This window comes from Blastococcus sp. KM273129, assembly GCF_021698995.1.
In the GTDB taxonomy this organism is placed as follows: Bacteria; Actinomycetota; Actinomycetes; order Mycobacteriales; family Geodermatophilaceae; genus Blastococcus.
The window spans coordinates 1-23,532 of the sequence record NZ_SSXB01000017.1; the positions used below are offsets into that span (position 1 = coordinate 1).

At 74.3% G+C, this 23,532-nt stretch carries 26 protein-coding genes; 7 read left to right on the forward strand and 19 right to left on the reverse strand.

Annotation, left to right across the window (positions count from 1 at the left end):
- From E9565_RS07235 to rimP, 4 genes are all read right to left on the reverse strand, one after another.
- The coding region (locus E9565_RS07235; protein WP_236834435.1) for a translation initiation factor IF-2 N-terminal domain-containing protein at positions 1-269 on the reverse strand (269 nt) is incomplete at its 3' end.
- Between the two features lie 61 nt (positions 270-330).
- Positions 331-714, reverse strand: a complete 384-nt coding sequence (locus tag E9565_RS07240) for a YlxR family protein (protein WP_236824526.1) — start codon at positions 712-714, stop codon at positions 331-333.
- A gap of 8 nt (positions 715-722) precedes the next feature.
- Complete coding sequence (gene nusA / locus E9565_RS07245; RefSeq protein WP_236824527.1) at positions 723-1,874, reverse strand: transcription termination factor NusA; 1,152 nt, start codon at positions 1,872-1,874, stop codon at positions 723-725.
- Entirely contained in the window at positions 1,871-2,512 is a 642-nt protein-coding gene (gene rimP, locus E9565_RS07250; protein ID WP_236824528.1) for a ribosome maturation factor RimP, read from the reverse strand. The genes nusA and rimP overlap by 4 nt, the downstream gene beginning before the upstream one ends.
- Positions 2,513-2,793: 281 nt before the next feature.
- On the opposite strand from rimP, the gene E9565_RS07255 reads away from it, so the two are divergent.
- Both E9565_RS07255 and E9565_RS07260 read left to right on the forward strand, forming a co-directional pair.
- Positions 2,794-3,282 (forward strand): hypothetical protein, encoded by a 489-nt coding sequence (locus E9565_RS07255; protein WP_236824529.1) that lies wholly within the window; start codon positions 2,794-2,796, stop codon positions 3,280-3,282.
- A gap of 12 nt (positions 3,283-3,294) precedes the next feature.
- Positions 3,295-3,756, forward strand: a complete 462-nt coding sequence (locus tag E9565_RS07260; RefSeq protein ID WP_236824530.1) for a ferritin-like domain-containing protein — start codon at positions 3,295-3,297, stop codon at positions 3,754-3,756.
- 10 nt (positions 3,757-3,766) lie between these two features.
- Here the strand turns inward: E9565_RS07260 and E9565_RS07265 are convergent, their stop codons facing one another.
- From E9565_RS07265 to dxr, 5 genes are all read right to left on the reverse strand, one after another.
- Positions 3,767-5,656, reverse strand: coding sequence for a penicillin-binding transpeptidase domain-containing protein (locus E9565_RS07265; RefSeq protein WP_236824531.1), 1,890 nt, complete (start codon positions 5,654-5,656; stop codon positions 3,767-3,769).
- Between the two features lie 30 nt (positions 5,657-5,686).
- Positions 5,687-6,538: a DUF4081 domain-containing GNAT family N-acetyltransferase gene (locus tag E9565_RS07270; RefSeq protein ID WP_236824532.1), complete on the reverse strand. Its 852-nt coding sequence runs from the start codon at positions 6,536-6,538 to the stop codon at positions 5,687-5,689.
- A 3-nt stretch (positions 6,539-6,541) separates the two neighbouring features.
- Positions 6,542-7,702, reverse strand: coding sequence for a flavodoxin-dependent (E)-4-hydroxy-3-methylbut-2-enyl-diphosphate synthase (gene ispG / locus E9565_RS07275; RefSeq protein WP_255714651.1), 1,161 nt, complete (start codon positions 7,700-7,702; stop codon positions 6,542-6,544).
- A gap of 74 nt (positions 7,703-7,776) precedes the next feature.
- The gene (locus E9565_RS07280; RefSeq protein WP_308191112.1) at positions 7,777-9,147 is read right to left on the reverse strand and encodes a site-2 protease family protein; all 1,371 of its coding nucleotides are present in this window, start codon (positions 9,145-9,147) and stop codon (positions 7,777-7,779) included.
- Position 9,148: 1 nt separating this feature from the next.
- Positions 9,149-10,345 (reverse strand): 1-deoxy-D-xylulose-5-phosphate reductoisomerase, encoded by a 1,197-nt coding sequence (gene dxr / locus E9565_RS07285; RefSeq protein WP_236824534.1) that lies wholly within the window; start codon positions 10,343-10,345, stop codon positions 9,149-9,151.
- Positions 10,346-10,476: 131 nt separating this feature from the next.
- On the opposite strand from dxr, the gene E9565_RS07290 reads away from it, so the two are divergent.
- On the forward strand, positions 10,477-10,779 hold the full coding sequence (locus E9565_RS07290; RefSeq protein WP_236824535.1) for a DUF2631 domain-containing protein: 303 nt from the start codon (positions 10,477-10,479) through the stop codon (positions 10,777-10,779).
- A 24-nt stretch (positions 10,780-10,803) separates the two neighbouring features.
- On the opposite strand, the gene E9565_RS07295 is transcribed toward E9565_RS07290, so the two are convergent.
- Positions 10,804-11,520 carry a VIT1/CCC1 transporter family protein gene (locus E9565_RS07295; RefSeq protein WP_236824536.1) on the reverse strand — a complete coding sequence of 239 codons (717 nt, stop codon included), beginning with the start codon at positions 11,518-11,520 and terminating at the stop codon, positions 10,804-10,806.
- The gene (rlmN, locus tag E9565_RS07300) at positions 11,517-12,695 is read right to left on the reverse strand and encodes a 23S rRNA (adenine(2503)-C(2))-methyltransferase RlmN (protein WP_236824537.1); all 1,179 of its coding nucleotides are present in this window, start codon (positions 12,693-12,695) and stop codon (positions 11,517-11,519) included. The genes E9565_RS07295 and rlmN overlap by 4 nt, the downstream gene beginning before the upstream one ends.
- A 93-nt stretch (positions 12,696-12,788) precedes the next feature.
- Here rlmN and E9565_RS07305 point away from each other — a divergent pair, with 93 nt between their 5' ends.
- On the forward strand, positions 12,789-13,559 hold the full coding sequence (locus tag E9565_RS07305) for a polyphosphate kinase 2 family protein (protein ID WP_236824538.1): 771 nt from the start codon (positions 12,789-12,791) through the stop codon (positions 13,557-13,559).
- Here the strand turns inward: E9565_RS07305 and E9565_RS07310 are convergent.
- A complete protein-coding gene (locus E9565_RS07310) occupies positions 13,553-14,206 on the reverse strand; it encodes an RNA methyltransferase (RefSeq protein WP_236824539.1) in 654 nt (217 codons plus the stop codon). The two genes, E9565_RS07305 and E9565_RS07310, sit on opposite strands and share 7 nt — an antisense overlap.
- A 17-nt stretch (positions 14,207-14,223) precedes the next feature.
- On the opposite strand from E9565_RS07310, the gene E9565_RS07315 reads away from it, so the two are divergent.
- A complete protein-coding gene (locus tag E9565_RS07315) occupies positions 14,224-15,327 on the forward strand; it encodes a GNAT family N-acetyltransferase (protein WP_236824540.1) in 1,104 nt (367 codons plus the stop codon).
- Here the strand turns inward: E9565_RS07315 and E9565_RS07320 are convergent.
- The 5 genes from E9565_RS07320 to rpsB all read right to left on the reverse strand — a co-directional run bounded on the left by E9565_RS07320 (position 15,324) and on the right by rpsB (position 19,924).
- The gene (locus E9565_RS07320) at positions 15,324-16,349 is read right to left on the reverse strand and encodes a phosphatidate cytidylyltransferase (RefSeq protein ID WP_236824541.1); all 1,026 of its coding nucleotides are present in this window, start codon (positions 16,347-16,349) and stop codon (positions 15,324-15,326) included. The two genes, E9565_RS07315 and E9565_RS07320, sit on opposite strands and share 4 nt — an antisense overlap.
- A 137-nt stretch (positions 16,350-16,486) precedes the next feature.
- A complete protein-coding gene (frr, locus tag E9565_RS07325; RefSeq protein WP_236824542.1) occupies positions 16,487-17,044 on the reverse strand; it encodes a ribosome recycling factor in 558 nt (185 codons plus the stop codon).
- A 71-nt stretch (positions 17,045-17,115) separates the two neighbouring features.
- Complete coding sequence (pyrH, locus tag E9565_RS07330; RefSeq protein ID WP_255723693.1) at positions 17,116-17,886, reverse strand: UMP kinase; 771 nt, start codon at positions 17,884-17,886, stop codon at positions 17,116-17,118.
- Positions 17,887-18,077: 191 nt separating this feature from the next.
- A complete protein-coding gene (gene tsf, locus E9565_RS07335; protein ID WP_236824543.1) occupies positions 18,078-18,893 on the reverse strand; it encodes a translation elongation factor Ts in 816 nt (271 codons plus the stop codon).
- A 98-nt stretch (positions 18,894-18,991) separates the two neighbouring features.
- Entirely contained in the window at positions 18,992-19,924 is a 933-nt protein-coding gene (rpsB, locus tag E9565_RS07340) for a 30S ribosomal protein S2 (protein WP_236824544.1), read from the reverse strand.
- A 309-nt stretch (positions 19,925-20,233) separates the two neighbouring features.
- Between rpsB and E9565_RS07345 the strand changes: the two genes are divergently transcribed.
- Both E9565_RS07345 and E9565_RS07350 read left to right on the forward strand, forming a co-directional pair.
- Positions 20,234-20,779: a M23 family metallopeptidase gene (locus E9565_RS07345; RefSeq protein WP_236834436.1), complete on the forward strand. Its 546-nt coding sequence runs from the start codon at positions 20,234-20,236 to the stop codon at positions 20,777-20,779.
- Between the two features lie 66 nt (positions 20,780-20,845).
- Positions 20,846-21,472, forward strand: coding sequence for a DUF4262 domain-containing protein (locus E9565_RS07350; protein WP_236834437.1), 627 nt, complete (start codon positions 20,846-20,848; stop codon positions 21,470-21,472).
- Between the two features lie 296 nt (positions 21,473-21,768).
- On the opposite strand, the gene E9565_RS07355 is transcribed toward E9565_RS07350, so the two are convergent.
- Together E9565_RS07355 and whiG are read right to left on the reverse strand one after the other, a co-directional pair.
- Positions 21,769-22,695: an ATP-dependent endonuclease gene (locus tag E9565_RS07355; protein ID WP_236834438.1), complete on the reverse strand. Its 927-nt coding sequence runs from the start codon at positions 22,693-22,695 to the stop codon at positions 21,769-21,771.
- Positions 22,696-22,716: 21 nt separating this feature from the next.
- The gene (gene whiG / locus E9565_RS07360; protein ID WP_236834439.1) at positions 22,717-23,517 is read right to left on the reverse strand and encodes an RNA polymerase sigma factor WhiG; all 801 of its coding nucleotides are present in this window, start codon (positions 23,515-23,517) and stop codon (positions 22,717-22,719) included.
- Positions 23,518-23,532 lie beyond the last annotated feature (15 nt).

The following is a 23,532-nucleotide window of genomic DNA, read 5'->3' on the forward strand; positions in this document are numbered from 1 at the left end:
TGCGGAGCCACGGGGGCCTGGGGGGCCGCCTGCGGCGCGGGGGCGGACGGACGCGGCGCGGGCGCGCTCGGACGCGGGGCGGCTGCCCCGTCGTTGCCGCCGCCGGTGGCGGCGCCGAGCGCCTCACGCAGCCGCCGGGCCACGGGGGCCTCGACGGTGGAGGACGCGGACTTCACGAACTCGCCCTGCTCCTTGAGCTTGGCGAGCACGGTCTTGCTGTCGACACCGAACTCCTTGGCGAGTTCGTGTACGCGGGCTTTGCCTGGCACGGGTCTCCTCTTGGTGAGGCCGGCGGCTTGCCCGCTCGACCTCGTCGTCAGTGGCGCATGGTCATCGTGAGAACTTCACGGCTGAGTCATCCGACGGTGTCCTGTCAACGTGCGGACCGGCCTGGTGCCGGCCCGACTGGGTACTGCTCCCGCCCGCTCCCGACCCGCTCCCGGCGGCCTCCGGAGAGACACCCAGGACGTGGGCCCGGAGCGGACCGACCTCCACCGGGGCGCTGGTGCGCAGCGCCCGCGGGAAGGCCCGGCGTCGCTCCGCTGCGCGCAGGCACTCCGCCGTCGGGTGCAGCGAGGCACCTCGACCGGGGAGCCGCCGACGCGGGTCGGGGACGAGGTCCCCGGCCACGACGACGACGCGCAGCAGGTCGTCGACCGACGCGCGCTCCCGGCACCCCACGCAGGTGCGGACCGGGTTCGACGTTTCGGCCATCCGCAACTCTAGCGCGTGGCGGGTCCGCGTTGTTCCGCGCGGCGGGGAGCCGAACGCGGACCACCCGCCGGCGCCTGCCCCCGGGCCCCGGGGGCGCCGGCGCGCGACCCGCCCGGGGCGGGCGGCAGGCCCGAGCGCAGCGGCGGGCGGCCCACCCCGGGCGACGGGGTCGAGCCGGCCTCGTCGTCCTGGGCGTCGCTGCGGATGTCGATCCGGCAGCCGGTCAGCCGGGCGGCGAGGCGGGCGTTCTGACCCTCCTTGCCGATCGCCAGCGACAGCTGGTAGTCGGGCACCACCACGCGCACCGCCTTGGCCTGCGGGTCGACCAGCTCGGCGCTGGACACCCGGGCCGGGCTGAGCGCGGAGGCGACGAAGGACGCCGGGTCGGCCGACCAGTCCACGATGTCGATCTTCTCGCCGTGCAGCTCGCTCATGACGTTGCGCACCCGCTGGCCCATCGGGCCGATGCAGGCGCCCTTGGCGTTCAGCCCGGGCACGGAGGTGCGCACGGCGATCTTCGACCGGTGCCCCGCCTCGCGGGCGACGGCGACGATCTCGACGCTGCCGTCGGCGATCTCGGGCACCTCGAGGGCGAAGAGCTTGCGCACCAGGTTCGGGTGGGTGCGCGAGACGGTGACCTGGGGCCCGCGGTAGGTGCGGGAGACGGTGACGACGTAGGCCTTCAGCCGGCTCCCGTGGGGGTAGGACTCGCCCGGCACCTGCTCCGCGGAGGGCAGCACCGCCTCGACCTTGCCGATGTCGATCATCACGATGCCGCTGGCGTTGCGGCGCTGGTCGGCCTGCACGATGCCGCTGACGATGTCGCCTTCCTTGCCGGCGTACTCGCCGAAGGTCTGCTCGTGCTCGGCGTCGCGCAGCCGCTGCACGATGACCTGCTTGGCGGTGCTGGCGGCGATGCGGCCGAAGTCCGAGGGGGTGTCGTCCCACTCGCGGACGACCTCGCCGTCGGGGCCGAGCTCCTGCGCGAGCACGGCGACCTCGCCGCTCTTCCGGTCGACGTGCACGCGCACGTGCTTGGCCGCGCCGTCGGCGTGCCGGTAGGCGGTGACCAGGGCGGTCTCGAGCGCCTCGATGACCGTGTCGACCGGGATGCCCTTCTCCCGCTCCACCGCCTTCAGCGCGGTGACGTCGATGTTCACTTCTCTCCTCCGTCGTCGTCCGCGAGCCCGGCCTGGTCCAGGTCGTCGTGCTCGGCGGCGTCGTGCTCCGCGATGTCGTCCGCGGTGTCGTCGGTGCTGTCGCCGGGCTCGTCCGCCCGGCCGAACTCGACCTGCACCCGCCCGGCCCCGAGCTCGGCCCAGGGCAGCCGGCGGGGCTGCGGGGGGCGCTTCTTCGCGCCCGGCTTGCCCTTCGCCTCGACGGCCAGCGTCACACCGTCCTCCTCCACCGCGGTGATCCGCCCGGTGAGCTGCTCGGTGGACCCGGCCGGGCCGGCGGTCACCACGACCAGCCGCCCGGTGTTCCGGCGCCAGTGGCGCGGCTCGGTGAGCGGCCGGTCGACCCCGGGGCTGGTCACCTCCAGCACGTAGGGGGTGCGCCCCATGCCGTCGTCGTTGCGGTCCAGCACGTCGGAGACCGCGCGGCTGACCTCGGCGATGTCGTCGAGGGTGACGCCGGCGTCGCGGTCGACGACCACGCGGACGACGCTGCGCCGGCCGGCGGGGGTGACGACGAGCTCCTCGAGGTCGTACCCCGCCTCGGTGACGACCGGCCGGATCCAGCCGGTGAGCCGGTCGGTGGCGGGGTCGCTCCGCTGGGTTCCGCGAGAGGCGGACACGCTGGCCTCCTCAGGCTCGTCGGCGGCACGGTGCCGTGCGCGCAGTTCTGCGGCCCGGCGCCGCGGACCTGCGTCGCTGGCCGGGCCCGGTGTCGAGGGGAAGTGCTCAGGCTACCGCCCGTCCCGGCGCCCCGGCCCGGCGCGGTGGGGCCCCGGCCGCCCGGGTACCCACCGCACCGCCGCGGGGCGACGACGGCGTGCGGCCGACGTCACGGTGACGCGGCGCGCCCGCCCGCGCCAACGCCCGGCTGCCGGCACCACCGGCTGCGAGGATGGGGGTGATGTCCTCCACCCCCCGTCCCGGCCCGCGGACGCTGACCCGCCGGACCCTGCTGGTGGCCTCCGCCGCCGGGCTGGCCGTCGCGGCGACCGGGTGCACCTCCTCGCCTCCCGTGGCCGAGCGCGACACCGTGACCGGCGCGCAGGCCTCCGAGCTGGCCGCGCAGGTCGCCGTCCAGGAGACCCTCGTGGGGGCGTACGAGACCGCGTTGGCCGCCGACCCCTCGCTCGCCGCGGCGGCCGGCGTCCTCGCCGACCAGGCCGGCGAGCAGCTCGATCGGCTGCGTGCGGCCGCCCCCGGCAGCAGCCCGTCGGCCACCCCCCCGGTGGACGCACCGGCGGGCGGGGACGCCCGGGCCTGGCTGCGCACGCAGGTCGCCGCCGCCGCCTCGTCGCACGCCGACGCCGCCCTGGGGCAGACCGGCGCGCGGGCGGCGCTCCTGGGCTCCATCGCCGCCGGCCTGGGCGGCCACGAGGCACGACTGGCATGACGGAGGGCCGCCATGGCTGACGACGAGACCACCGGCACCGCGGCCGAGGACGCCGCCCTGGACGCCGCGCTGGCCGCCGAGCACGCCGCCGTGTGGGGGTACGGCGCGGTGGGTGCGGCGCTGGGTCCGGAGGACCGCGGCACCGCCGCCGCCGCCGAGGCGGCCCACCGCGAGGTGCGCGACCGGCTGATCACCCTGCTGGACGCGCGGGGCGCCGACCCGGCCGCCCCCGAGGCGGGCTACGAGCTGCCCTTCCCGGTGCTCTCGCCGGTGGATGCCGCCGCCCTCGCCGTCGTGCTGGAGGAGGGCGTCACCGCCGCCTGGGTGCGGGTGCTGGACCGGGCGGTGGAGCGGACCACGCGGGGGCTGGCCGTGGCGGAGCTCGGCGCCGCGGAGGTGCGGGCCGTCGGCTGGCGCGAGGCCGCGGGGCGGACGCCGGTGACCAGCGCCCTGCCCGGCCTGCCCACCGGGTAGCCACGGCGCGTCAGCCCAGGGCGCCCAGGAAGACGTCGGTGACGGCGACCGCGGCGCTGCTGGACTGCCCGGCCTCCACGAGCGTCGCGAAGGCGATGTCGCCCTGCGGGCCGCCCAGCTGGTAGCCGGTGAACCAGCCGTGCGACTCCGGCGGGCTGGCCGTGCCGAACTCCGCGGTGCCGGTCTTGCCGTGGACCTCGCCCCGGTCGGCCAGCGCCTGCGCGGTGCCCGAGAGCACGACCTGCCGCATCATCGGGCGGAGCGCGTCGAGCACCGCGGCCGCCGGTCCGGCCGGCACCGGCCCTGCCGCCTCGGCCCCCACGACCTCCACCGGAGCGACCGGGGTCCCGCCGGCGATGCCCGCGGCGACCAGGGCCAGCTGGGCGGGGCTCACCAGCACCCGGCCCTGGCCGATGGCGTTCGCCGCCTTGGTGGTGCCGGTGCTGTCGCGCGGGACGCTGCCCCCGAAGACGTCGACCGGCAGGTCCCAGTCGGTGCCGAGGCCGTAGGCGGCGGCCGCGTCGGCGAGCGCCGCGTCGGGCAGCTCGAGCGCCTGCTGGATGAACGTGGTGTTGCAGGACTGCGCGAAGGCCTCGGTGAAGGGGACGGTGCCGAGGTCGAACTGGTCCTGGTTCTCGAACTCCCGGCCCTCGACGACCGTCGTCGCCGGGCAGGGCACCGGCGTCTGCGGGGTCAGGCCGCCGTCGCCGAGCAGCGCGGTCGCGGTCACCGCCTTCATGCTCGACCCCGGCGGGAACTGCCCGGTGAGCGCGTTGGCGGGGTTGGCCGCCTCGTTGGAGGCGACGGCGAGGATCTCGCCGGTCCCGGGGCGCACGACGACGAGGTGCGTGGGCAGGGGCTCGGTGGCGACGGCGGTCTCCGCGGCCGTCTGGATCGCGGGCACCAGCGGCGTCTGGACCGGCTCGCCCGCGACGGGCGGCACCGCGGCGATCTCGCGGCCGGTGTCGCCGGTGGTCTCGTCGGTGCTGGCCACCGCGACGGTGAAGCCGGCGGTGCCGCTGAGCTGCTCCTGGTAGGCGCGCTGCAACCCGGAGAGCCCGAGCTGGTCGCCGGCGGCGTAGCGGGGCTCCCCGTCGACCGCGGTCTCCTCCAGCAGCTCGGCCGTCGCCGGGCCGACCCGGCCCAGCAGCGCGACGGCGAACCGGGGTGAGGGGGCCAGCAGCCGGGTGTCGGTCGGGAAGACGGCGCCGGGCAGGTCGAACACCTGCGCGCGGATCTGCTCGAACTGCGGCCGGCGGAGGTCGATCACCGGCACGAACTGCCCCTCGGGTGCGGCCTCGACGTCGGCGACGATCTCCTCGGCGGCGATCCCCGTCGCGGCCGAGAGCCCCGCCGCCAGCGCCGGCAGGTCGGTGACCCGGGCGGGGTCGACGCCGACCCGGACCACCTCGGTCGGGGTGAACAGCGGCGCGCCGGAGGCGTCGGTGATCGGCGCCCGTTCCGGCAGCTGCCGGTCGAGCACCAGACGCTGCCCCTCGCCCAGCTCGGGGTGGACGAGGGCCGGCTCGGCGACCACCTCCCACGCGTCCTCGCCCTCGCGCAGCCGCAGGGTGCCCTGGTAGCCCCACCCGGGCGCGGCCTCCAGGTCCCAGGTGGCGGTCCAGCCGACGGTGGCGAGGTCGTCCTCGACGGCCACCTCGCCGACCTCCGCGGCCAGCTCCGCGCCGGGCAGGTCCCCGGCCGTCTGCTCGAGCAGCGCGGTGGCGGCGGCGGGGTCGGTGGTCGCCGCGGCCGCGGCGGCGAGGTCACCGGCCGACCAGTCCGCCAGGAAGGACTCCGCGGCCGCCCGGACGTCGTCCTCGCTGCCCGAGCAGCCGGCCAGCAGCGGCGCGGCGAGCAGGACGGGGATCAGCAGGGCCGGGGTCGGGCGGGTGCGCACCGGCACAGGTTCCCAGACGTCACCGACCGTTCAGAACAGGACGCTGGCGTACTCGCCGACCTCGCGGAACCCGACGCGGCGGTAGGAGGCGCGCGCCCGGGTGTTGTAGTCGTTGACGTAGAGGCTCACCACCGGGGCGATGGCCGCGCGGGCGTACTCGACCACGGCGGCGGTGCAGGCCGTGCCGATCCCCCGGCCGCGCAGCGACGGCGCCACCCAGACGCCCTGCACCTGGCAGGCCGCCCGGCACACCGCGCCGATCTCCGCCTTGAACAGCACGCGCCCGTCCTCGATCCAGGCCAGCGACTGCCCGGCCCGCACCAGCTCGTCCACCCGCGCGCGGTAGCCGGCGCCGCCGTCGACCCGGAGCGGGCTGACCCCGACCTCCTCGGTGAACATCGCCACCGCGGCCGGGAGCAGGACGTCCAGCTCGTCGGTGCGCACCGGCCGCACCCGCGGTTCGGGGGCGACGGCGGGCGGCCCGTCGATCGCCAGCAGCGGTTGCCGGGGGCGGTGGTCGCGCGCCGGCCCCCACGCCGGGGCGAGCAGCTCCCACAGCGGCGCCACGGCGGCGGAGGGACCCACGATGGTGGAGCAGCGGCGCCCGGCCCGGCGGGCCCGCTCGGCGAAGGCGACGGCGGCGGCGCGCTCGGTGCCGGGCAGGGCGAACGGGATCAGGTTCGCGCCGGCCAGGCAGACCGCGTCGAGCTCGCGGCCGGTGCCGATGCCCCAGAGCGGCGCGCCGAGGGAGACCGCCGCGGTGCCCGCCGCCTCCACCCGGCCGGCGACGACGCAGGCCGCGACCGGGTCCGTGGCCAGCAGCCGGAGCACGGTCGGCTCGTCGGCCTCGTCCAGGACGCGGGCGGCAGGCGTACGGAGCACGGGTCAGCTGACGGTGACGACCGGCGGCCCGGAGGGCTCACCGGCGTCGACGTGCTCTCCGGCGATGCGCATGGCCTCCTCGATCAGCGTCTCGACGATCTGCGACTCGGGCACGGTCTTGATCACCTCGCCCTTGACGAAGATCTGACCCTTGCCGTTGCCCGAGGCGACGCCGAGGTCGGCCTCGCGGGCCTCCCCCGGCCCGTTGACGACGCAGCCCATGACGGCGACGCGCAGCGGCACCTCCATGCCCTCCAGGCCGGCGGTGACCTCGTTCGCGAGCTTGTAGACGTCGACCTGCGCGCGCCCGCACGAGGGGCAGCTGACGATCTCCAGGCCGCGCTGCTTGAGGTTCAGCGACTCGAGGATCTGGTTGCCCACCTTGACCTCCTCGGCCGGCGGGGCCGAGAGCGAGACGCGGATGGTGTCGCCGATGCCCTTGCTGAGCAGGGCGCCGAACGCGACCGCGGACTTGATCGTGCCCTGGAAGGCCGGCCCGGCCTCGGTGACGCCGAGGTGCAGCGGGTAGTCGCACTGCGCGGCGAGCAGTTCGTAGGCCCGCACCATGACCACCGGGTCGTTGTGCTTGACCGAGATCTTGATGTCCCGGAAGTCGTGCTCCTCGAACAGCGAGCACTCCCACAGCGCCGACTCGACCAGGGCCTCCGGCGTCGCCTTGCCGTACTTGGCGAGCAGCCGCTTGTCCAGCGAGCCGGCGTTGACGCCGATGCGGATGGGGATGCCGGCACCCTTGGCCGCCTTCGCGATCTCCCCGACCTTGTCGTCGAACTTCTTGATGTTGCCGGGGTTCACGCGGACGGCGGCGCAGCCGGCGTCGATCGCGGCGAAGACGTACCGCGGCTGGAAGTGGATGTCGGCGATCACCGGGATCTGCGACTTCCTCGCGATGATCGGCAGCGCCTCGGCGTCGTCGGTGTCGGGCACCGCGACGCGCACGATCTGGCAGCCCGAGGCGGTGAGCTCGGCGATCTGCTGGAGCGTGGCGTTGATGTCGGCGGTCTTCGTCGTCGTCATCGACTGGACGCTGACGGGGAAGTCGCTGCCGACGCCGACGCCGCCGACGTCCAGCTGCCGGGTCTTCCGGCGCGGAGCGAGCACGGGCGGGGGCGCAGCGGGCATGCCGAGGCCGACGGGGATCGCCATGGGTCCAGTATCCCCTGCCCGGGCGTCCGCGCCGGTGGAGCGGCTGTGAGGTGCGCCCGCCCGGCCGTCCCGGATCACCCGGCCAGCCGCACCGGGTTGACGACGTCGGCGATGAGCAGCAGCAGCGACAACCCGAGGAAGAGCCCGGCGACGGCGTAGGCCACCGGCATCAGGCGGGCGATGTCGAAGGGCCCGGGGTCGGGCCGCCCCCGCAGCCGGGCGACCGTCGCGCGCGCCTTCTCGTACAGCGCGCCGGCGACGTGCCCGCCGTCGAGCGGGTAGATGGGCAGCAGGTTGAACAGGAACAGCACCAGGTTCAGCCCGGCCAGCAGCTGCACGAAGTAGCCGATCTTCTGCACCGGGGAGAGCTGCTCGAGGGCGAAGACCTCCCCGGAGATGCGGCTGACGCCGACCACGCCGATGGGCCCGAGCGGGTCGCGCTCCTCGCCGAGGAACGCGGCCCGGAACAGCTGCGGGACCCGCTCGGGGATCTCCACCAGGCGGTCCACCGACCGCACGAGGATGTCCGCGAAGTGGCCGGGCACCTCGGTGACCGACTGGCGCACCTCGCGCTGCAGCGGGCTGATGCCGACGAAGCCGACCACCTGGGTCGCCTCGCCCTCCTCGTCGGCGTAGACGACGTTCTCGATCGGCGTCACGGTGAGGTCCAGCCGCTCCCCGTCGCGCTCGACGGTGAACACCACCGGCTCGTCGGCGCTGGCGCGGATCGCCTCCTGCACCTGCTCCCAGCCCACGTCGGTCTCCTGCGGCACGGGCTCGCCGTCGAGCGCCAGCACGGTGTCGCCGGGCTGCAGGCCGGCCCGGGCGGCGGGGCTGCGCGCCGGCAGCGCGCAGCCCGCCGCGCCGGCCTCGCACAGCTCCCCCGCCGGCGTGATGGGGACGGCGCAGGGGTCCTCCGCGCCGGCGCTCGCGGCGCCCGCGGGCAGCACGCACTCGGGCACCTGGCGGATCGTCGTGGTGATCTCCGGGATGCCGAAGCCCATCAGCACGACGGCGAAGAAGACGACGGCGAGCACCAGGTTGTGGAACGGGCCCGCGAACATCACGATGACCCGCTGCCACCACGGCTTCTTGTAGAACACGCGGTCGCCGTCGCTGGGCAGCACGTCGTTGAGCGCCTGGCCGCGGACCTCGGCGATGAAGCTGCGCATCCGGGTGGCGCGCTTGCTCTCGCCCTCCTCGGCCGGCGGGATCATGCCCACGATGCGGATGTAGCCGCCGAGCGGGACCGCCTTGATGCCGTACTCGGTCTCGCCGCGGCGCCGGGAGAAGACGGTCGGCCCGAAGCCGACCATGAACTGCGGCACGCGCATGCCGAACTTCCGCGCCCACCAGAAGTGCCCGGCCTCGTGGAAGGCGATGGAGAGCATCAGGCCGAGGGCGAACAGGACGATCCCCAGGACCGTCAGCAGGAATCCGCTCAGCTCAGCCTCCGGCGATGACGCCCCGGGCGTGCTCCCGGGCCCACTTCTCCGCCGCCAGCACGTCCTCGACGCAGGTGGGGGCGCCGAGGTCCGGCGCGGCGTCGAGGGTACGCGCGACGAGCTGGACGATCCCTGGGAACGAGAGCCGACCCGCCGTGAAGGCGGCGACCGCCTCCTCGTTCGCCGCGTTGTACATCGCGGGCACCACGCCCCCCGACTCGCCGGCCGCGCGGGCCAGGCGGACGGCCGGGAACGCCTCCTCGTCCAGCGGCAGGAACTCCCACGTGCTCGCCGTCGACCAGTCCAGCGCGGGCTGCACGTGAGGCAGCCGGTCGGGCCAGGCCAGCCCCAGGGCGATCGGCAGCCGCATGTCCGGCGGGCTGGCCTGGGCGATCGTCGCGCCGTCGGCGAAGGTGACCATCGAGTGCACGATCGACTGCGGGTGCACGACGACGTCGATGTCGGCGTACGGGATGCCGAAGAGCAGGTGCGCCTCGATCAGCTCGAGCCCCTTGTTGACCAGCGTCGCCGAGTTGATGGTGACGACAGGGCCCATCGCCCAGGTCGGGTGGGCCAGCGCCTCGTCGACGGTGACGTCGGCCAGCTCCGCGGCGGTGCGCCCGCGGAAGGGCCCCCCGCTGGCCGTCAGCACCAGCCGGGCGACCTCGTCGCGGGAGCCGCCGCGCAGGCACTGGGCGAGGGCGGAGTGCTCGGAGTCCACCGGCACCAGCTGGCCCGGCGCGGCCGCGGCGAGCACCAGGTCGCCGCCGGCGACCAGCGACTCCTTGTTCGCCAGGGCGACGGTGCGCCCGGCCCGCAGCGCCGACAGCGTCGGCCCCAGCCCGATCGAGCCGGTGATCCCGTTGAGGACGACGTCGGCCGGCCGGGCGGCCAGCTCCTCGGCGGCGCGCGGGCCGGCCAGGATCTCGGGGAGCGCGAACTCCCCCGTGGCCCAGCCGCGCTGCTGCGCCGCGGCGTAGAAGGCCAGCTGCAGGTCCTGCGCGGCGGTGGCCCGCGCGACGGCGACGGTGCGGACCCCGAGCGCCAGCGCCTGCTCGGCCAGCAGGGCGACGTCGCCACCCCCGGCGGCCAGGCCGGTGATGCGCAGCCGGTCCGGGTTCTGCGCGGCGACCGCCAGCGCCTGCCGGCCGATGGACCCGGTGCAGCCCAGGACGGTGACCTCGCGCGGCTCGCTCATGCGGGCATCCTGCCAACCGGCCCGGTGCGGACCCCACCCCCGGCGCCCCGGCGCGGGCACGGGCAGGGCGGCGACCCGCCGATCCGGCACCTCGGGACGTGCGCCGCGGCGGCTCCTGCCAGAATGGCCGGGTGACCGAGGCACTGCACTCCCCGTCGACCCAGCGGGTCAACCAGCCCGGCCGTGAAGAGGCCGTCGTCCGCGCCGGCGAGCACCCCGTCGAGCACGAGCAGCCCGAGGACTGGGGCTGGCACGGCGAGACCGGCAAGTGGGGTCAGATCGGTGGCTGGTTCTCGACCGGGGTGATCCTGCTGTACCTGGTCGGCAACCACGAGGGCCGGGTCGAGGACATCTGGCTGCTCTGCCTGGCCGGCGTGATGGCGGCCGTCCTCATCTGGGACCTGCGCCGCAAGAGGACCGCCTGGCGCCGCTGACGGTGCAGCGGGCAGCGGCGCGGCTCAGGTGACGCTGACGCCGATCGCCGCGCCGATCAGGTAGGTCGTCCCGGCCGCTGCTGCACCGAACAGGAGCTGGCGCAGGCCGCCGTACCACCACGGCCGCGGCGTGAAGCGGGACGACAGCGCCCCGGCCAGCAGGAGCCCCAGCCCGCCGCTGAGCAGGGCGACCCACAGGACCGGGACGCCCAGCAGGTAGGGCAGCAGCGGCAGCACGGCGCCGGTGCCGAAGGTCAGGAACGACGAGACCGCCGCCACCCGCGGTGAGGGCTTGTCCTCCGGGCTCAGGCCGATCTCCGCGACGACGTGCAGCCGCAGGGCCGTCTCGGGATCGCGGGACAGCTGCACCGCCACCGTGCGGGCGAGCCGCTCGTCGACCCCGCGGACCCGCAGCATCTCGACGAGCTCCGTGAGCTCACCCTCGGGGTTCCGCTCGAGCTCGCGGCGCTCCTTCTCCACCTCGAGGTCCAGCTGCTCGTTCTGCGTCTTGACCGAGGTGTACTCGCCCAGCGCCATGGAGATCGCGCCGGCGACCAGGCTCGCGACGCCGGCGAGCACGATGGCCCGCGGGGCGGCGCCCCCGCCACCGACCCCGGCGACCAGGGCGGTGTTGGTCACGAGCCCGTCCATCGCCCCGAAGACGGCGGCCCGGAGCCAGCCGCCGGACACGTCGCCGTGGGAGTGCTCGTGGGCCTCCGCGTCGGGTGGCGCCCCGCTCACCCCTGGTCGGCCTCCGCGCCGAGCGCGACCGGCGCCTCGACCGCCGGGGCGGGCAGCGCGACGGCGGGCACGCCCTCGACCCGGTCCGCGGCGGCGAGCTGCCCGCAGGCGCCGTCGATGTCCTGGCCGCGCGTGTCGCGCACCGTCGTCGCGACCCCGGCGGCCCGCAGGCGGGCGACGAACTCCCGCTGAGCAGGCAGCGGGCTGGCGTCCCAGGGGCTGCCGGGCGTCGGGTTCAGCGGGATGAGGTTGACGTGCGCGAGCTTGCCCGCCAGCAGCTTCCCGAGCAGGTCGGCCCGGAACGGCTGGTCGTTCACGTCGCGGATGAGCGCGTACTCCACCGAGTAGCGGCGCCCGGTGCGCTGCGCGTAGGCGTCCGCGGCCTCGATCACCTCGCCGACCTTCCAGCGCGTGTTGATCGGCACCAGGGTGTCGCGCAGCTCGTCGTCCGGCGCGTGCAGGCTGACGGCGAGGGTGACGTTGCGCCCCTCCTCTGTGAGCCGGCGGATGGCGGGCACCAGTCCCACGGTGGAGACCGTCACCGACCGCTGCGAGAGGCCCAGCCCGTAGGGGGCGGTGCCGAGCAGCGCGTCGAGGGTGGCCCGCACGCGGGCGTAGTTGGCCAGCGGCTCCCCCATGCCCATGAACACGACGTTGGACAGCCGCCCCGGCCCGCCGGCGACCTCGCCGTCGGCCATCGCCGCGGCCGCCGCCACCGCCTGGCCGATGATCTCGGCGGCGGAGAGGTTGCGGGTCAGCCCGGCCTGGCCGGTCGCGCAGAAGGGGCACGCCATGCCGCAGCCGGCCTGGCTGGAGATGCACACGGTGGCGCGGTCGGGGTAGCGCATGAGGACGCTCTCCACGAGCGCCCCGTCGTGCAGCCGCCACAGGGTCTTGCGGGTGCGGCCGTTGTCGGCGGTCTGGTGCCGCACCACCGTGAGCAGCTCGGGCAGCAGCGCCTCGCGCAGCGCCTCGCGGGCGGCGGCCGGGATGTCGGTCATCTGCGCGGGGTCGGTGGTCCCGCGGTAGTAGTGCCGGGCCAGCTGGTCGGCGCGGAACGCCGGCTGACCGAGCTCGGCCACCGCGGCACGGGCCTCCTCACGGGTGAGGTCGGCGAGGTGGCGCGGCGGCTTGCCGCGGCGGGGGGCGTCGAAGACCAGGGGCAGGGCAGTCATGGCATCCCCATCGTCCCACTCCCCGGCCCGGCGGACCGGGTCCGGAGAGCGAACTCACGCGGACGGGCCGGCTTCCTGGCAGTGTCGGTGCTCATGAGCCGGCTGGACGACGTCGACCTGGGCCTCCGACTGGGCAAGAAGGAGGCGAAGGAGCAGCTCGCCGCCGCGCAGGAGCGCCTGGTCCACCTGCGGCTGCTGCTGGGTGGCCAGATCGGGCCCGGTGCGCTCGGCCCGCCGCTGCTGGTCCTCTTCGAGGGCTGGGACGCGGCCGGCAAGGGCGGCGCCATCCAGCGGCTGGTCGGCGAGCTCGACCCGCGGCACGTGCGGGTGGCCCAGTTCGCCGCCCCGACCCGCGACGAGAAGCGGCACCACTTCCTGTGGCGCTTCTGGCCGGTGCTGCCGGGCTGGGGCGGCATGGCTGTGCTCGACCGCTCCTGGTACGGCCGGGTGCTGGTGGAACGGGTGGAGGGGTTCGCCCCGGAGGACGCCTGGCGCCGGGCGTACCAGGAGATCGTCGACCTGGAGACCTCCCTGGCCGCCGAGGGCACGGTGCTCGTGAAGTTCTGGCTGCACGTCTCCCCCGAGGAGCAGCTGCGGCGCTTCGAGTCCCGCCGGGCGGACCCGTACAAGGCCTGGAAGCTGACCGACGAGGACTGGCGCAACCGGGAGAAGCGCGGCGAGTACGAGGCCGCCGTCGAGGAGATGCTCGCGCGCACCCACACCGGGGTGGCGCCCTGGCACGTCGTCCCCGCCGAGGACAAGCGGTGGGCGCGGGTCGCCGTCGTCCGGACCGTCTGCGAGGCGGTGGAGGCGGCGCTGCACGCGCGCGGCATCGACCCCGACCCGCCGCTGGAGGGCTACTGACCCGGGGTGCCGAGGTCGGCGTGCCGGCGCACCCAGGCGTGCATGGCGATGCCGGCGGCCACGCCTGCGTTGATCGACCGGGTCGAGCCGAACTGCGCGATGGAGACCGTCATGGCCGCGCCCGCACGCGCCTCCTCGGTCAGCCCCGGCCCCTCCTGGCCGAACAGCAGCACGCAGCGCCGCGGCAGCTCGGCGGACTCCAGCGGCACGGCGCCGGGGCCGTTGTCGACGGCGACGACGACGAGGTCCTGCTCCGCCGCGAAGGCGAGCAGCCCGCCGACGTCGGGGTGGTGGCGCAGGTGCTGGTACCGGTCGGTGACCATCGCCCCGCGCCGGTTCCACCGCCTCCGGCCCACCACGTGCACCTCGGCGGCGAGGAAGGCGTTGGCGGTGCGGACCACCGTGCCGATGTTGAGGTCGTGCCCGAAGTTCTCGATGGCGACGTGGAAGGGGTGCCGGCGCCGGTCGAGGTCGGCGACGATCGCCTCGACGGTCCAGTAGCGGTAGCGGTCGACGACGTTGCGCCGGTCGCCCTCGGCGAGCAGCTGCGGGTCGTACCGCGGATCGGCCGGCCACGGCCCCTCCCACGGGCCGACGCCGACCGTCGCGCCCCAGTCGGTGGGGCCGGGCAGTTCGTCCTCGCGCACCCAGGGAGGATGGCAGGGTGACCGACGGCGTCCTCCTGCACCTGGTCGAGCCGCCCGCCTGGCGGGCCGCCCTGCGCGCGGGCTCCATCGCCCCCGCGGCCGAGGGCTTCGTGCACCTCTCCGCGCCCGGGCAGGTGCACCTGCCCGCGCAGCGGCTGTTCCCCGGCCGGCGCGACCTGGTGCTGCTCGTCGTCGACCCCGCGCGGCTCCCGGACGCGGTGCGGTGGGAACCCGGGCACCCGGACGACCCGGCCGGCTCGCTCTTCCCGCACCTCCACGGGCCACTGCCCACGTCGTCGGTCGTGGCGGTCATCCCCTACCGGCCGCCGGCGCCGGTCGAGCCGCCCACGCCCGAGGACGCGCTCGGCCGCGCGGTGGCCCTGTACACCTCGGTCCCGGTGCGTCGCGCGGTCGGGGTGGGCGACGTGCCCGGCGGGGTGGCCGTGCTGGACCCCGACCACCCCCACTCCCGGGACAACAACCGGCTGGTCCTGACCCGGCCGGTGACCGCCGCGGCCGTCGAGGCCGCCGCCGAGGAGGTGGGGGGCAACGCCGGCTGGCCGCACCTGGCCGCCCTCCTCACCTGGCCGGGTGCCGGATCGGTGGCCGCCGAGCTCGCCGGCCGCGGCTGGAACGCCGAGGAGCTGGTCCTCATGGGTCGGCCCGCGGACCTCCCGGTGCCGGGGACGGCGGTGCGCGCCGAGGTGGTCGACCAGCGCGAGGTGCACGACCTGTGGGACCGGGGCTGGCGCCGCGACCTCGCCGGCCTGGGCGACCGGCTGGAGCCGGTGGTGCGCCAGCTGATCGGCCGCGAGCAGCTCAACGACCGGGTGCTCGCGGTGACCGACGTGGTGGTGCGCGAGGACGGCCGCGTCGTGGCCGCCGCACAGCTGCGGGTGGACGGCGCCACCGCCGCGGTGGAGTCGGTGATGACCGACCCCCGTGCCCGCGGGCGCGGGTACGGGGACGCCGTGCTGGCCCGTGTCCTGGAGCTGGCCGCGGCCGCCGGCTGCGACCTGGTGGTGCTGGAGGCCGCCGGTGACGACTGGCCGCGGCACTGGTACGCCCGGCGGGGCTTCACCGGGCTGGGCTCGACCTGGGCGGTCGACCGGCCGGTCTAGGCAGGCGCCAGCAGCGCCAGCAGCAGGTAGGCGGCGGCCGCGGACGGCAGCAGGGAGTCCAGCCGGTCCATGATCCCGCCGTGACCGGGCAGCAGGTCCCCCATGTCCTTGATGCCGAGGTCCCGCTTGATCAGCGACTCGGCGAGGTCGCCGATGGTCGCCGAGACGGCGAGCGCCGCGCCGAAGATCAGCCCGCCCCACCAGGGTGCGTCCAGACCCAGGACCAGGATCGGGGTGGCCACGAGCATGCAGGCGAGCACGGAGCCGGCCATGCCCTCCCAGGACTTCTTCGGGCTGATGGACGGCGCCATCGCGTGCTTGCCGAACAGCACGCCGGCCGCGTAGCCGCCCACGTCGCTGGCGATCACCGTGGCGATGAAGGCGGTCACCCGCACCGCGCCGTCGTCGGGCACCAGGAGCAGGACGGCGAAGCCGGCGAGGAACGGCACGTAGAGGGCGGTGAGCACGCCGGCGGCGGCGTCGCGGCGGTAGCCGACGGGGCCGCCGGCCAGCCGCCACAGCAGCACCGCGAGGGCGGTGAGGAAGAAGCCGGTGAGCAGGCCGGTGGGGCCGCGCGTCCAGGCCAGCCCCTCCATGGCGAGCGCGCCCACGAGCAGCGGGACCAGCGGCGCGGAGAAGCCGCCCTTGCCCAGCGCCCGCGTGAGCTCGACGACGGCGACCAGGATCGCCACGACGAGCACGCCGAGGAACGCCGGGCGCCAGAGGAACAGCGACAGCAGGATGACCGCGACCAGCGAGACGCCGACGCCGATGGCCGCACGGAGGTTCCGACCGGCCCGGCTCACCGGCTGCTCCGTGGTGGGCAGCTGCGCGACCGCCTCGGGCAGCGGCATCGCCGTCGCCGTGCGGGCGTCGTCGCCGGCTGGGGCGGCATCGTCGGGCAGCCCGTCGTGGGCGGCGGGCTCAGCGCTCCCGGGGTCGTCGGACGCCCGCTCGTCGGGCACCGGGACCGGAGCGCGCGACGGGAGCGGCGGCAGCGGGCGGGAGGCCGCGACCGGCACCGGACCGGTGTCGTCACCCCGCCGGCGCCCGCCCGCTCGCGGCTCAGCGGCCCGGGGGAACGGCTGTCCCCCCGGGCGCAGGGAGCCGGGACGGTCGGCGGGAGGAGGTGTCATGGGAGCGGCGGCCGAGCTCGGGATCAGACCTCGAGCAGCTCGGTCTCCTTGTTCTTCATCGCCTCGTCGACGTGCGCGACGTGCTGCGCGGTGAGGTCGTCCAGCTCCTTCTCCGCGCGGCGCACGTCGTCCTCGCCGGCCTCGCCGTCCTTGGCGATGCGGTCGAGCTCCTCCTTGGCGCGGCGCCGGATGTTGCGGATCGCCACCTTGGCGTCCTCGCCCTTGGCGCGGGCCTGCTTCACCAGGTCACGCCGGCGCTCCTCGGTGAGCTGCGGGAACACCACCCGCAGGATCTGCCCGTCGTTGGTCGGGTTGACGCCCAGGTCGCTGTCGCGGATGGCCCGCTCGATGGCCGTCAGCTGGCTCATGTCATAGGGCTTGATCACCGCCATCCGCGCCTCGGGCACGGTGATCGAGGCCATCTGCGGCACCGGGGTGTACGCACCGTAGTAGTCGACCATGATTTTGCTGAACATCGAGGGCGTGGCCCGGCCGGTGCGGACCGAGCCCAGGTCCTCCCGCGCCACCGAGAGGGCCTTGTCCATGCGCTCCTCGGCGTCGAGCAGGGTGTCGTCGATCACGGGTTGTCCCTCCTGCGGCGGTTCTCGTTCCGCCGGCGTCCTCGTCTGTACCCCGATCGGTGCCGCCGGCCTCAGGCCGGCTGGCTGATCAGCGTGCCGATCCTCTCACCTGCGGTGGCGCGGGCGATGTTGCCGTCGCGCAGCAGGTCGAACACCACGATCGGCATCCGGTTGTCCATGCAGAGGCTGATCGCGGTGGCGTCGGCCACCTTGAGCTGCTTGGCCAGCACCGTCGCGTAGTCCAGGTCGTGGTACATGACGGCGTCGGGGTTGGTGCGCGGGTCGTCGTCGTAGACGCCGTCGACCCCGTTCTTGCCCATGAGCAGCACCTGGCACTCGATCTCCAGAGCCCGCTGGGCGGCGACGGTGTCCGTGGAGAAGTAGGGCATCCCCGCCCCCGCGCCGAAGATGACCAGCCGCCCCTTCTCCAGGTGCCGGATGGCCTTGCGCGGGATGTAGGGCTCGGCGACCTGGCCCATCGTGATGGCCGACTGCACGCGCGTCTCCAGCCCGGCCTTCTCGCAGAAGTCCTGCAGCGCCAGGCAGTTCATGACCGTGCCCAGCATGCCCATGTAGTCGGCCTTGGTGCGGTCCATCCCGGCCTGGGAGAGCTCCGCCCCGCGGAAGAAGTTGCCACCCCCCATCACGACGGCGACCTGGGTGCCCCGCGCCACGACCTCCGCGAGCTGCTCCGCGATGCCCTTGACGATGTCGGCGTCGACACCGACCTTGCCGCCGCCGAAGGACTCACCGGAGAGCTTGAGCAGCACGCGCTTGTAGCCGTCGCCGTCGGCCGGCTGGAAGGCGGTGGGGGCGGACAGCGGCGCGGTGGTGTCGGTCAACGGTTCCATCCTGGGGTGGTGTGGTGGGGGGCTGTCGGGGGGTGATCCTGCCGCATCGGCGAAGCCGGGTCCTGCTGGGCGCGGGCCGCGGCCGGACAGCAGAGGACCCCGCTCCCCCACGCCTCGCACGCTGGGTGCGACCCCTGGACGGGGCTGGACGTGGGGACGCGGGGTCCTCGGCCGTTCGGCTGTCAGGCCTGGCCGACCTCGAAGCGCGCGAAGCGCTCCACGGTCAGGCCGGCCTCGTCGACGATCTGCTTGACCGTGCGCTTGGGCTCGGTGATCGACGGCTGCTCGAGCAGGACGAAGTCCTTGTAGTAGGCGTTGACCCGGCCCTCGACGATCTTGGCGATCGCCTGCTCGGGCTTGCCCTCCTCCTTGGCGGTCTGCTCGGCGACGCGGCGCTCGGTCTCGACCGCCTCGGCCGGGACCTCGTCGCGGGTGAGGTAGCGCGGCCGCGCGGCGGCGATGTGCATCGCCAGGCTGCGGGCGGCGTCCTCGCTGCCACCGGAGTACTGCACGGCGACACCGATGGCCGGCGGCAGGTCGGTGGCCCGCTTGTGCAGGTAGGTGGCGGTGGTGCCCTCGAACGCGACGAACCGGCTGAGGACCAGCTTCTCGCCGATGCGGGCCGACTCGGCCTCGATCAGCGCGGCGACGGTCCGGCCGTTGTCCTCGGTGGCCAGCAGCGCCTCGGCGTCGGCCGGCTTGCTGTGCAGGCCGATCTCGACCAGCCGCTCGGCCAGCGCCACGAAGTCGGCGTTCTTGGCGACGAAGTCCGTCTCGCAGTCGAGCTCGAGCAGGGCGCCGTCCTTGCTGACGACGACACCGTTGGTCGTCGAGCGCTCGAGGCGCTTGCCGACGTCCTTGGCGCCCTTGACGCGGAGCAGCTCGACGGCCTTGTCGTAGTCGCCGTCGGCCTCGGTCAGGGCCTTCTTGCAGTCCATCATGCCGGCGCCGGTGGCGTCGCGGAGACGCTTGACGTCGGCTGCGGTGAACTCAGCCATGTTCCTTCTCCTCAGAAGTACTGATGCGTGGGTGGGCCTGGAAGGCCCCTCGCAGGGCCCCGCCGCGAGCGCGCCAGCGGCGGGGGGCGAGGGGGCCCTTACGCGTTCTGGGCGCCCTGGGTGCCGGTCTCCGTGCTGCCCGTGGCGGGCACGCCCTCGACCGGGGCGACCTCGTTCGCCGTGACGTCGGCCGGCTGGGCCGGGGTCTCGGGCAGCGGGGTCGCGGCGGCCTGCTCCTCGGCGGTGCCGCCGGTCAGCAGCTCGCGCTCCCAGTCGGCCAGCGGCTCGCCGGCTCCGACGGCGGGCTCGCCGCCGTCCTCGCGGCCGGCGTTGGCCTGCGCGGCCGAGCGGGCCATGAGGCCCTCGGCGACGGCGTCGGCGATGACCCGGGTCAGCACGGTGATGCTGCGGATCGCGTCGTCGTTGCCCGGGATCTTGTAGTCGACCTCGTCGGGGTCGCAGTTGGTGTCGAGGATCGCGACGACCGGGATGTTCAGCTTGCGGGCCTCGCCGACGGCGATGTGCTCCTTCTTGGTGTCCACGATCCAGATGGCGCTGGGCACCTTCTGCATGTCGCGGATACCACCGAGGCTGCGCTCGAGCTTGGCCTTCTCGCGGCTGAGGACCAGCTGCTCCTTCTTGGAGAGGCTGACCAGCACGCCGGTCTGCTCCATGTCCTCGAGCTCCTTGAGGCGCTGGAGCCGCTTGTGGACGGTCTGGAAGTTGGTGAGCATGCCGCCCAGCCAGCGCTGGTTGACGTAGGGCATGCCCACGCGGGTCGCCTGCTCGGCGACGACCTCCTGCGCCTGGCGCTTGGTGCCGACGAACAGGATCGAGCCGCCGTGGGCCACGGTCTGCTTGACGAACTCGTAGGCCGAGTCGATGTACCCGAGCGTCTGCTGCAGGTCGATGATGTAGATGCCGTTGCGCTCGGTGAAGATGAAGCGCTTCATCTTCGGGTTCCAGCGACGGGTCTGGTGCCCGAAGTGGACGCCGCTGTCGAGCAGCTGCTTCATGCTGACGACTGCCATATCGCAGCCTCTCTGCTTCTCGCGCGCGACCGGGGCCGCGCGCATTCCGGTTGTCGCGGGCACCGGGTGGTGCACCGCCCTGGCGTCCTGCGGCGCCACTCACCCGGCTGGGCCGGGACCGAGGTGGCGACTGCCCCGCCGACCGGCGGGAAGAGGACGCGCGAAGTCGACCCGCTCGCACGGGCCGCACCGGACAGCATACGCGTCGCCGAGAGGACCCCGTCCCGCCGGCCGCCCACAGCCCGCGCGGGCGTCCACACCTCCCGGCCGCCCCCCTCGCTCGGCGCGATCTGCCCCGAGCATCGGGGGATGCCCCGTCCGCTGGTCGCCCTGCTCCTCCTCCTGGCGGTGCTGACCGGCGTCGCCCCCGCGGCGGCGGCGCCGGTCAGCACCCCTGCGCCCCCGCCGGAGGTGCCCTGGAGCGCCCCGCTGCCCGGCGAGCCGGAGGTGACCCGCCCGTTCGAGCCACCTCCGCACCGGTACGGGCCGGGGCACCGCGGGGTCGACCTGGCGGCGGCACCCGGCTCGCCCGTGCTGGCGGCCGGCGACGGGGTCGTCGTCTTCTCCGGGATGGTCGCGGGACGCCCGGTGGTGAGCGTGGAGCACGCGGGCGGTCTGCGGACGACGTACGAACCGGTCAGGCCGTCGGTGGGTGCGGGGCGCCCGGTCGCCCGCGGCGAGCCGCTGGGCGTGCTGGATCCGGGCCACGACGGCTGCCCGGTCGCGGCCTGCCTGCACTGGGGCGCACGCAGGGGCGAGGTCTACCTGGACCCCTTGTCGCTGCTCCGGCCGCCGCGTGTGCGGCTGCTCCCCCTGGGTGGTGACGATGGACGACACCCGGTGATCGATCGGTGACCGCACGTACGCACCGGGTGGGTGTGGATGCCGGGCGGCTCGGCCCTCCGGCGCTACCGTCGCGATGTGCGATTCCGACGCAAGCGAGCCGCGAAGCCGGTCTCCGGTGAGCCCACCGGCGCGGCGCCGATCGATGACCGGCCCAGCGGAGAGGTCGGGTCCGGCGGTGCCGTCGAGCCCAGCGGCGCCCCCGCGGCCGGCGTGGAGCCGGCCGCGGACCAGCCGGCGGAGGCTGGGCAGGACCCCGACCAGGTGCTCGGCGACCTGCGCCGGGTGATCGACACCTTCGGCTGGGCGGTGCTGCACGGGGGCGGCACCCCCGGCGAGCCGCGCTACTCCTACACGGTGGGGCTCGCCGCGTGGGAGCACCCCGAGATCATCGTGGTGGGGCTCCCCTTCCCGGCCGCGGAGAAGTACCTCAACCTGGTGGGCGAGGCGGTCCGCGCCGGCGCCCGCTTCGCGCCGGGCACCGCGACGACGGCGCTGACCGACGAGGACTCCCCCGTGGTGTTCCTCCGCGTCCAGGAGTCCGACCGCCTCACCGTGGTGGAGGAGCTCCACGGCACGGTGGACGCGCTGCAGCTCATCTGGCCGGACTCCACCGGCCGGCTGCCCTGGCAGGAGGGCCACCGGAACCCGCCCGGGACGCAGCCGCTGCTGGGGCCGCTCCCGGACGGCGGACCGACCGGCTGAGCACGCCACCCCCCGACGAGGCGGGCGGTGGGAGGTCTGTGACCCATCACGTTAGTTGGGCAAACCGCGATCTCCTGATCAGCGGCTTTATCACTCGTGAGCAACGCCGTCGTCACTTCAGTTGGGCAAACCCCGGGAAGTTCGTCACTTCAGTTGGGCAAGAAGGTTCGTCAGTTCAGTTGGGCAAAGCGTGCCCGGACGGCGGCACAGACGTGATCCGTCGGGGTTTCGAGCGAGTGCGGGTCAGTCAGACCCCGGTGCAGCCGTCGGGATAGGACGGTGTGCCGTGTCGGGGATCAGGCGAGGGCCTTGTTGGCGGCCGTGAAAAGGGCTTCGATTCCAGCACGTTCGTCGGCGGTCAGGTCGGCGGGCGTGTGGGTGGAGAGCCACCTGAGGAATGCGCGCGCGAGTCGGTACTTAGAGAACTGGGGGCACTCGGCCGTGAAGATGTCGACCACGCGCCGGGCGGGCTGGGATGCCGCTGAGGTGGTGATGTCCCAGCCGAGGTCGTTCTTCGCGATAGTGATGAGGGTGTCGCGGAGGAGGTCTTCGATCTCCGGGCCGGTGACGGCGCCCTTGTAGTGGTCCTTGGTGCGGAGGATTTCCTTGGGCTTGAGCAGCCGGACGAGTTCTTCCTGGGAGGCGGCCTTCTCTCCTGCGGTGTCGGAGTCGAGCAGGGCGGCAGCCTTGAGCCGCTGACTGGTGAGGATCGTGCAGTAGTAGAGGACCTTGCTGGCGCCCTGCGCGGGAACGATGGCGGTGCCGTCGCGGAGGTGCTTGAGTCCCGCGTCGGCGAAGGCGGTGTTGAGGCCCTCGATGTAGAACATGTCGGTCACGCCCTCGCAGACGAGGTTGCGGGGCTGGGCGAAGAGACTCTGGGCCAGTTCGTACCCGAGAGCGGCCTGGAGCGGGTAGATGCTGCGCGGGTCGTCGACAGCGATCCGGGTGTGCACCTTGGTGCCGGAGTCCCGGTCGGTCATCTCGACGATGCGGACGAGGTCGAGTTCGTCCGTCCCCACCATGAACGGCGAGTGGGTCGTGTAGAGGATCTGGTTGTCCTCGCTGAGCAGGGTGACGGTCTTGCGGAACTCCTGCTGCTTGAGGGCGTGCAGGCTTAGGCCGGGTTCGTCGAGGAGCAGGATCGCGTTGCTGAGTTCATCTCCGGCCTGGGCCTTGAATACGACGAAGAAGGACAGTGCCCACGAAAAGTGACGATTGCTCAACTATCGTGACGAGTCACAAGGTCAGGCGATGTCGGCGAGCTTGGTGCGCAGGTGCAGGACGGCCTTGGTGTGCAACTGGCAGATCCGGCTCTCGGTCACCCCGAGCACCCGGCCGATGTCGGCGAGGGTGAGGCCCTCGAAGTAGTAGAGCGAGACGACGACCTTCTCCCGCTCGGGCAGCTGCTCGACGGCCCGCGCCAGCAGCTGCCGCGCCTCGCCGTGCTCGGCCATCGCCTGCGGGTCGAGCGCGCTGGGGTCCTGCAGGGTGTCGCCGAGGCGCGGGGAGCCGCCCTCGTCGTCGGTGAGCAGCTCGTCCAGGGCGACGACGTTCACCAGGGAGAGCTGCCCGAGGAACTTGCGGATGTCCTCGACGTCCATGTCCATCGCGGCGGCGACCTCTTCGTCGGTCGGCGTCCGGTGCAGCGTGCTCTCCAGCTCGGCGACGGTGCGCTCGAAGGCGCGCGCCTTGACGCGGACCGACCGCGGGATCCAGTCGGTGTTGCGCAGCTCGTCGATGATCGCGCCGCGGATGCGGGCCATCGCGTAGCTCTCGAACTTCACCTCGCGGGTGGGCTCGAAGCGGGTGATGGCGTCGATGAGCCCGAAGGTGCCGTAGGAGATCAGGTCGGCCTGCTCCACGTGCGCGGGCAGGCCGCTGCCCACCCGGCCGGCGACGTACTTCACCAGCGGCGCGTAGTGCAGGATCAGCCGGTCGCGCAGGCCGGGGTCCCGGCCCTCGACGTACCGCGCCCACAGGTCGGCCAGCACGGCATCGGCGTCCTCGCCGGACTCGCCGATGCGGTGGATGGTTGCCTCAGACACGGTCGCGCTCCTCGG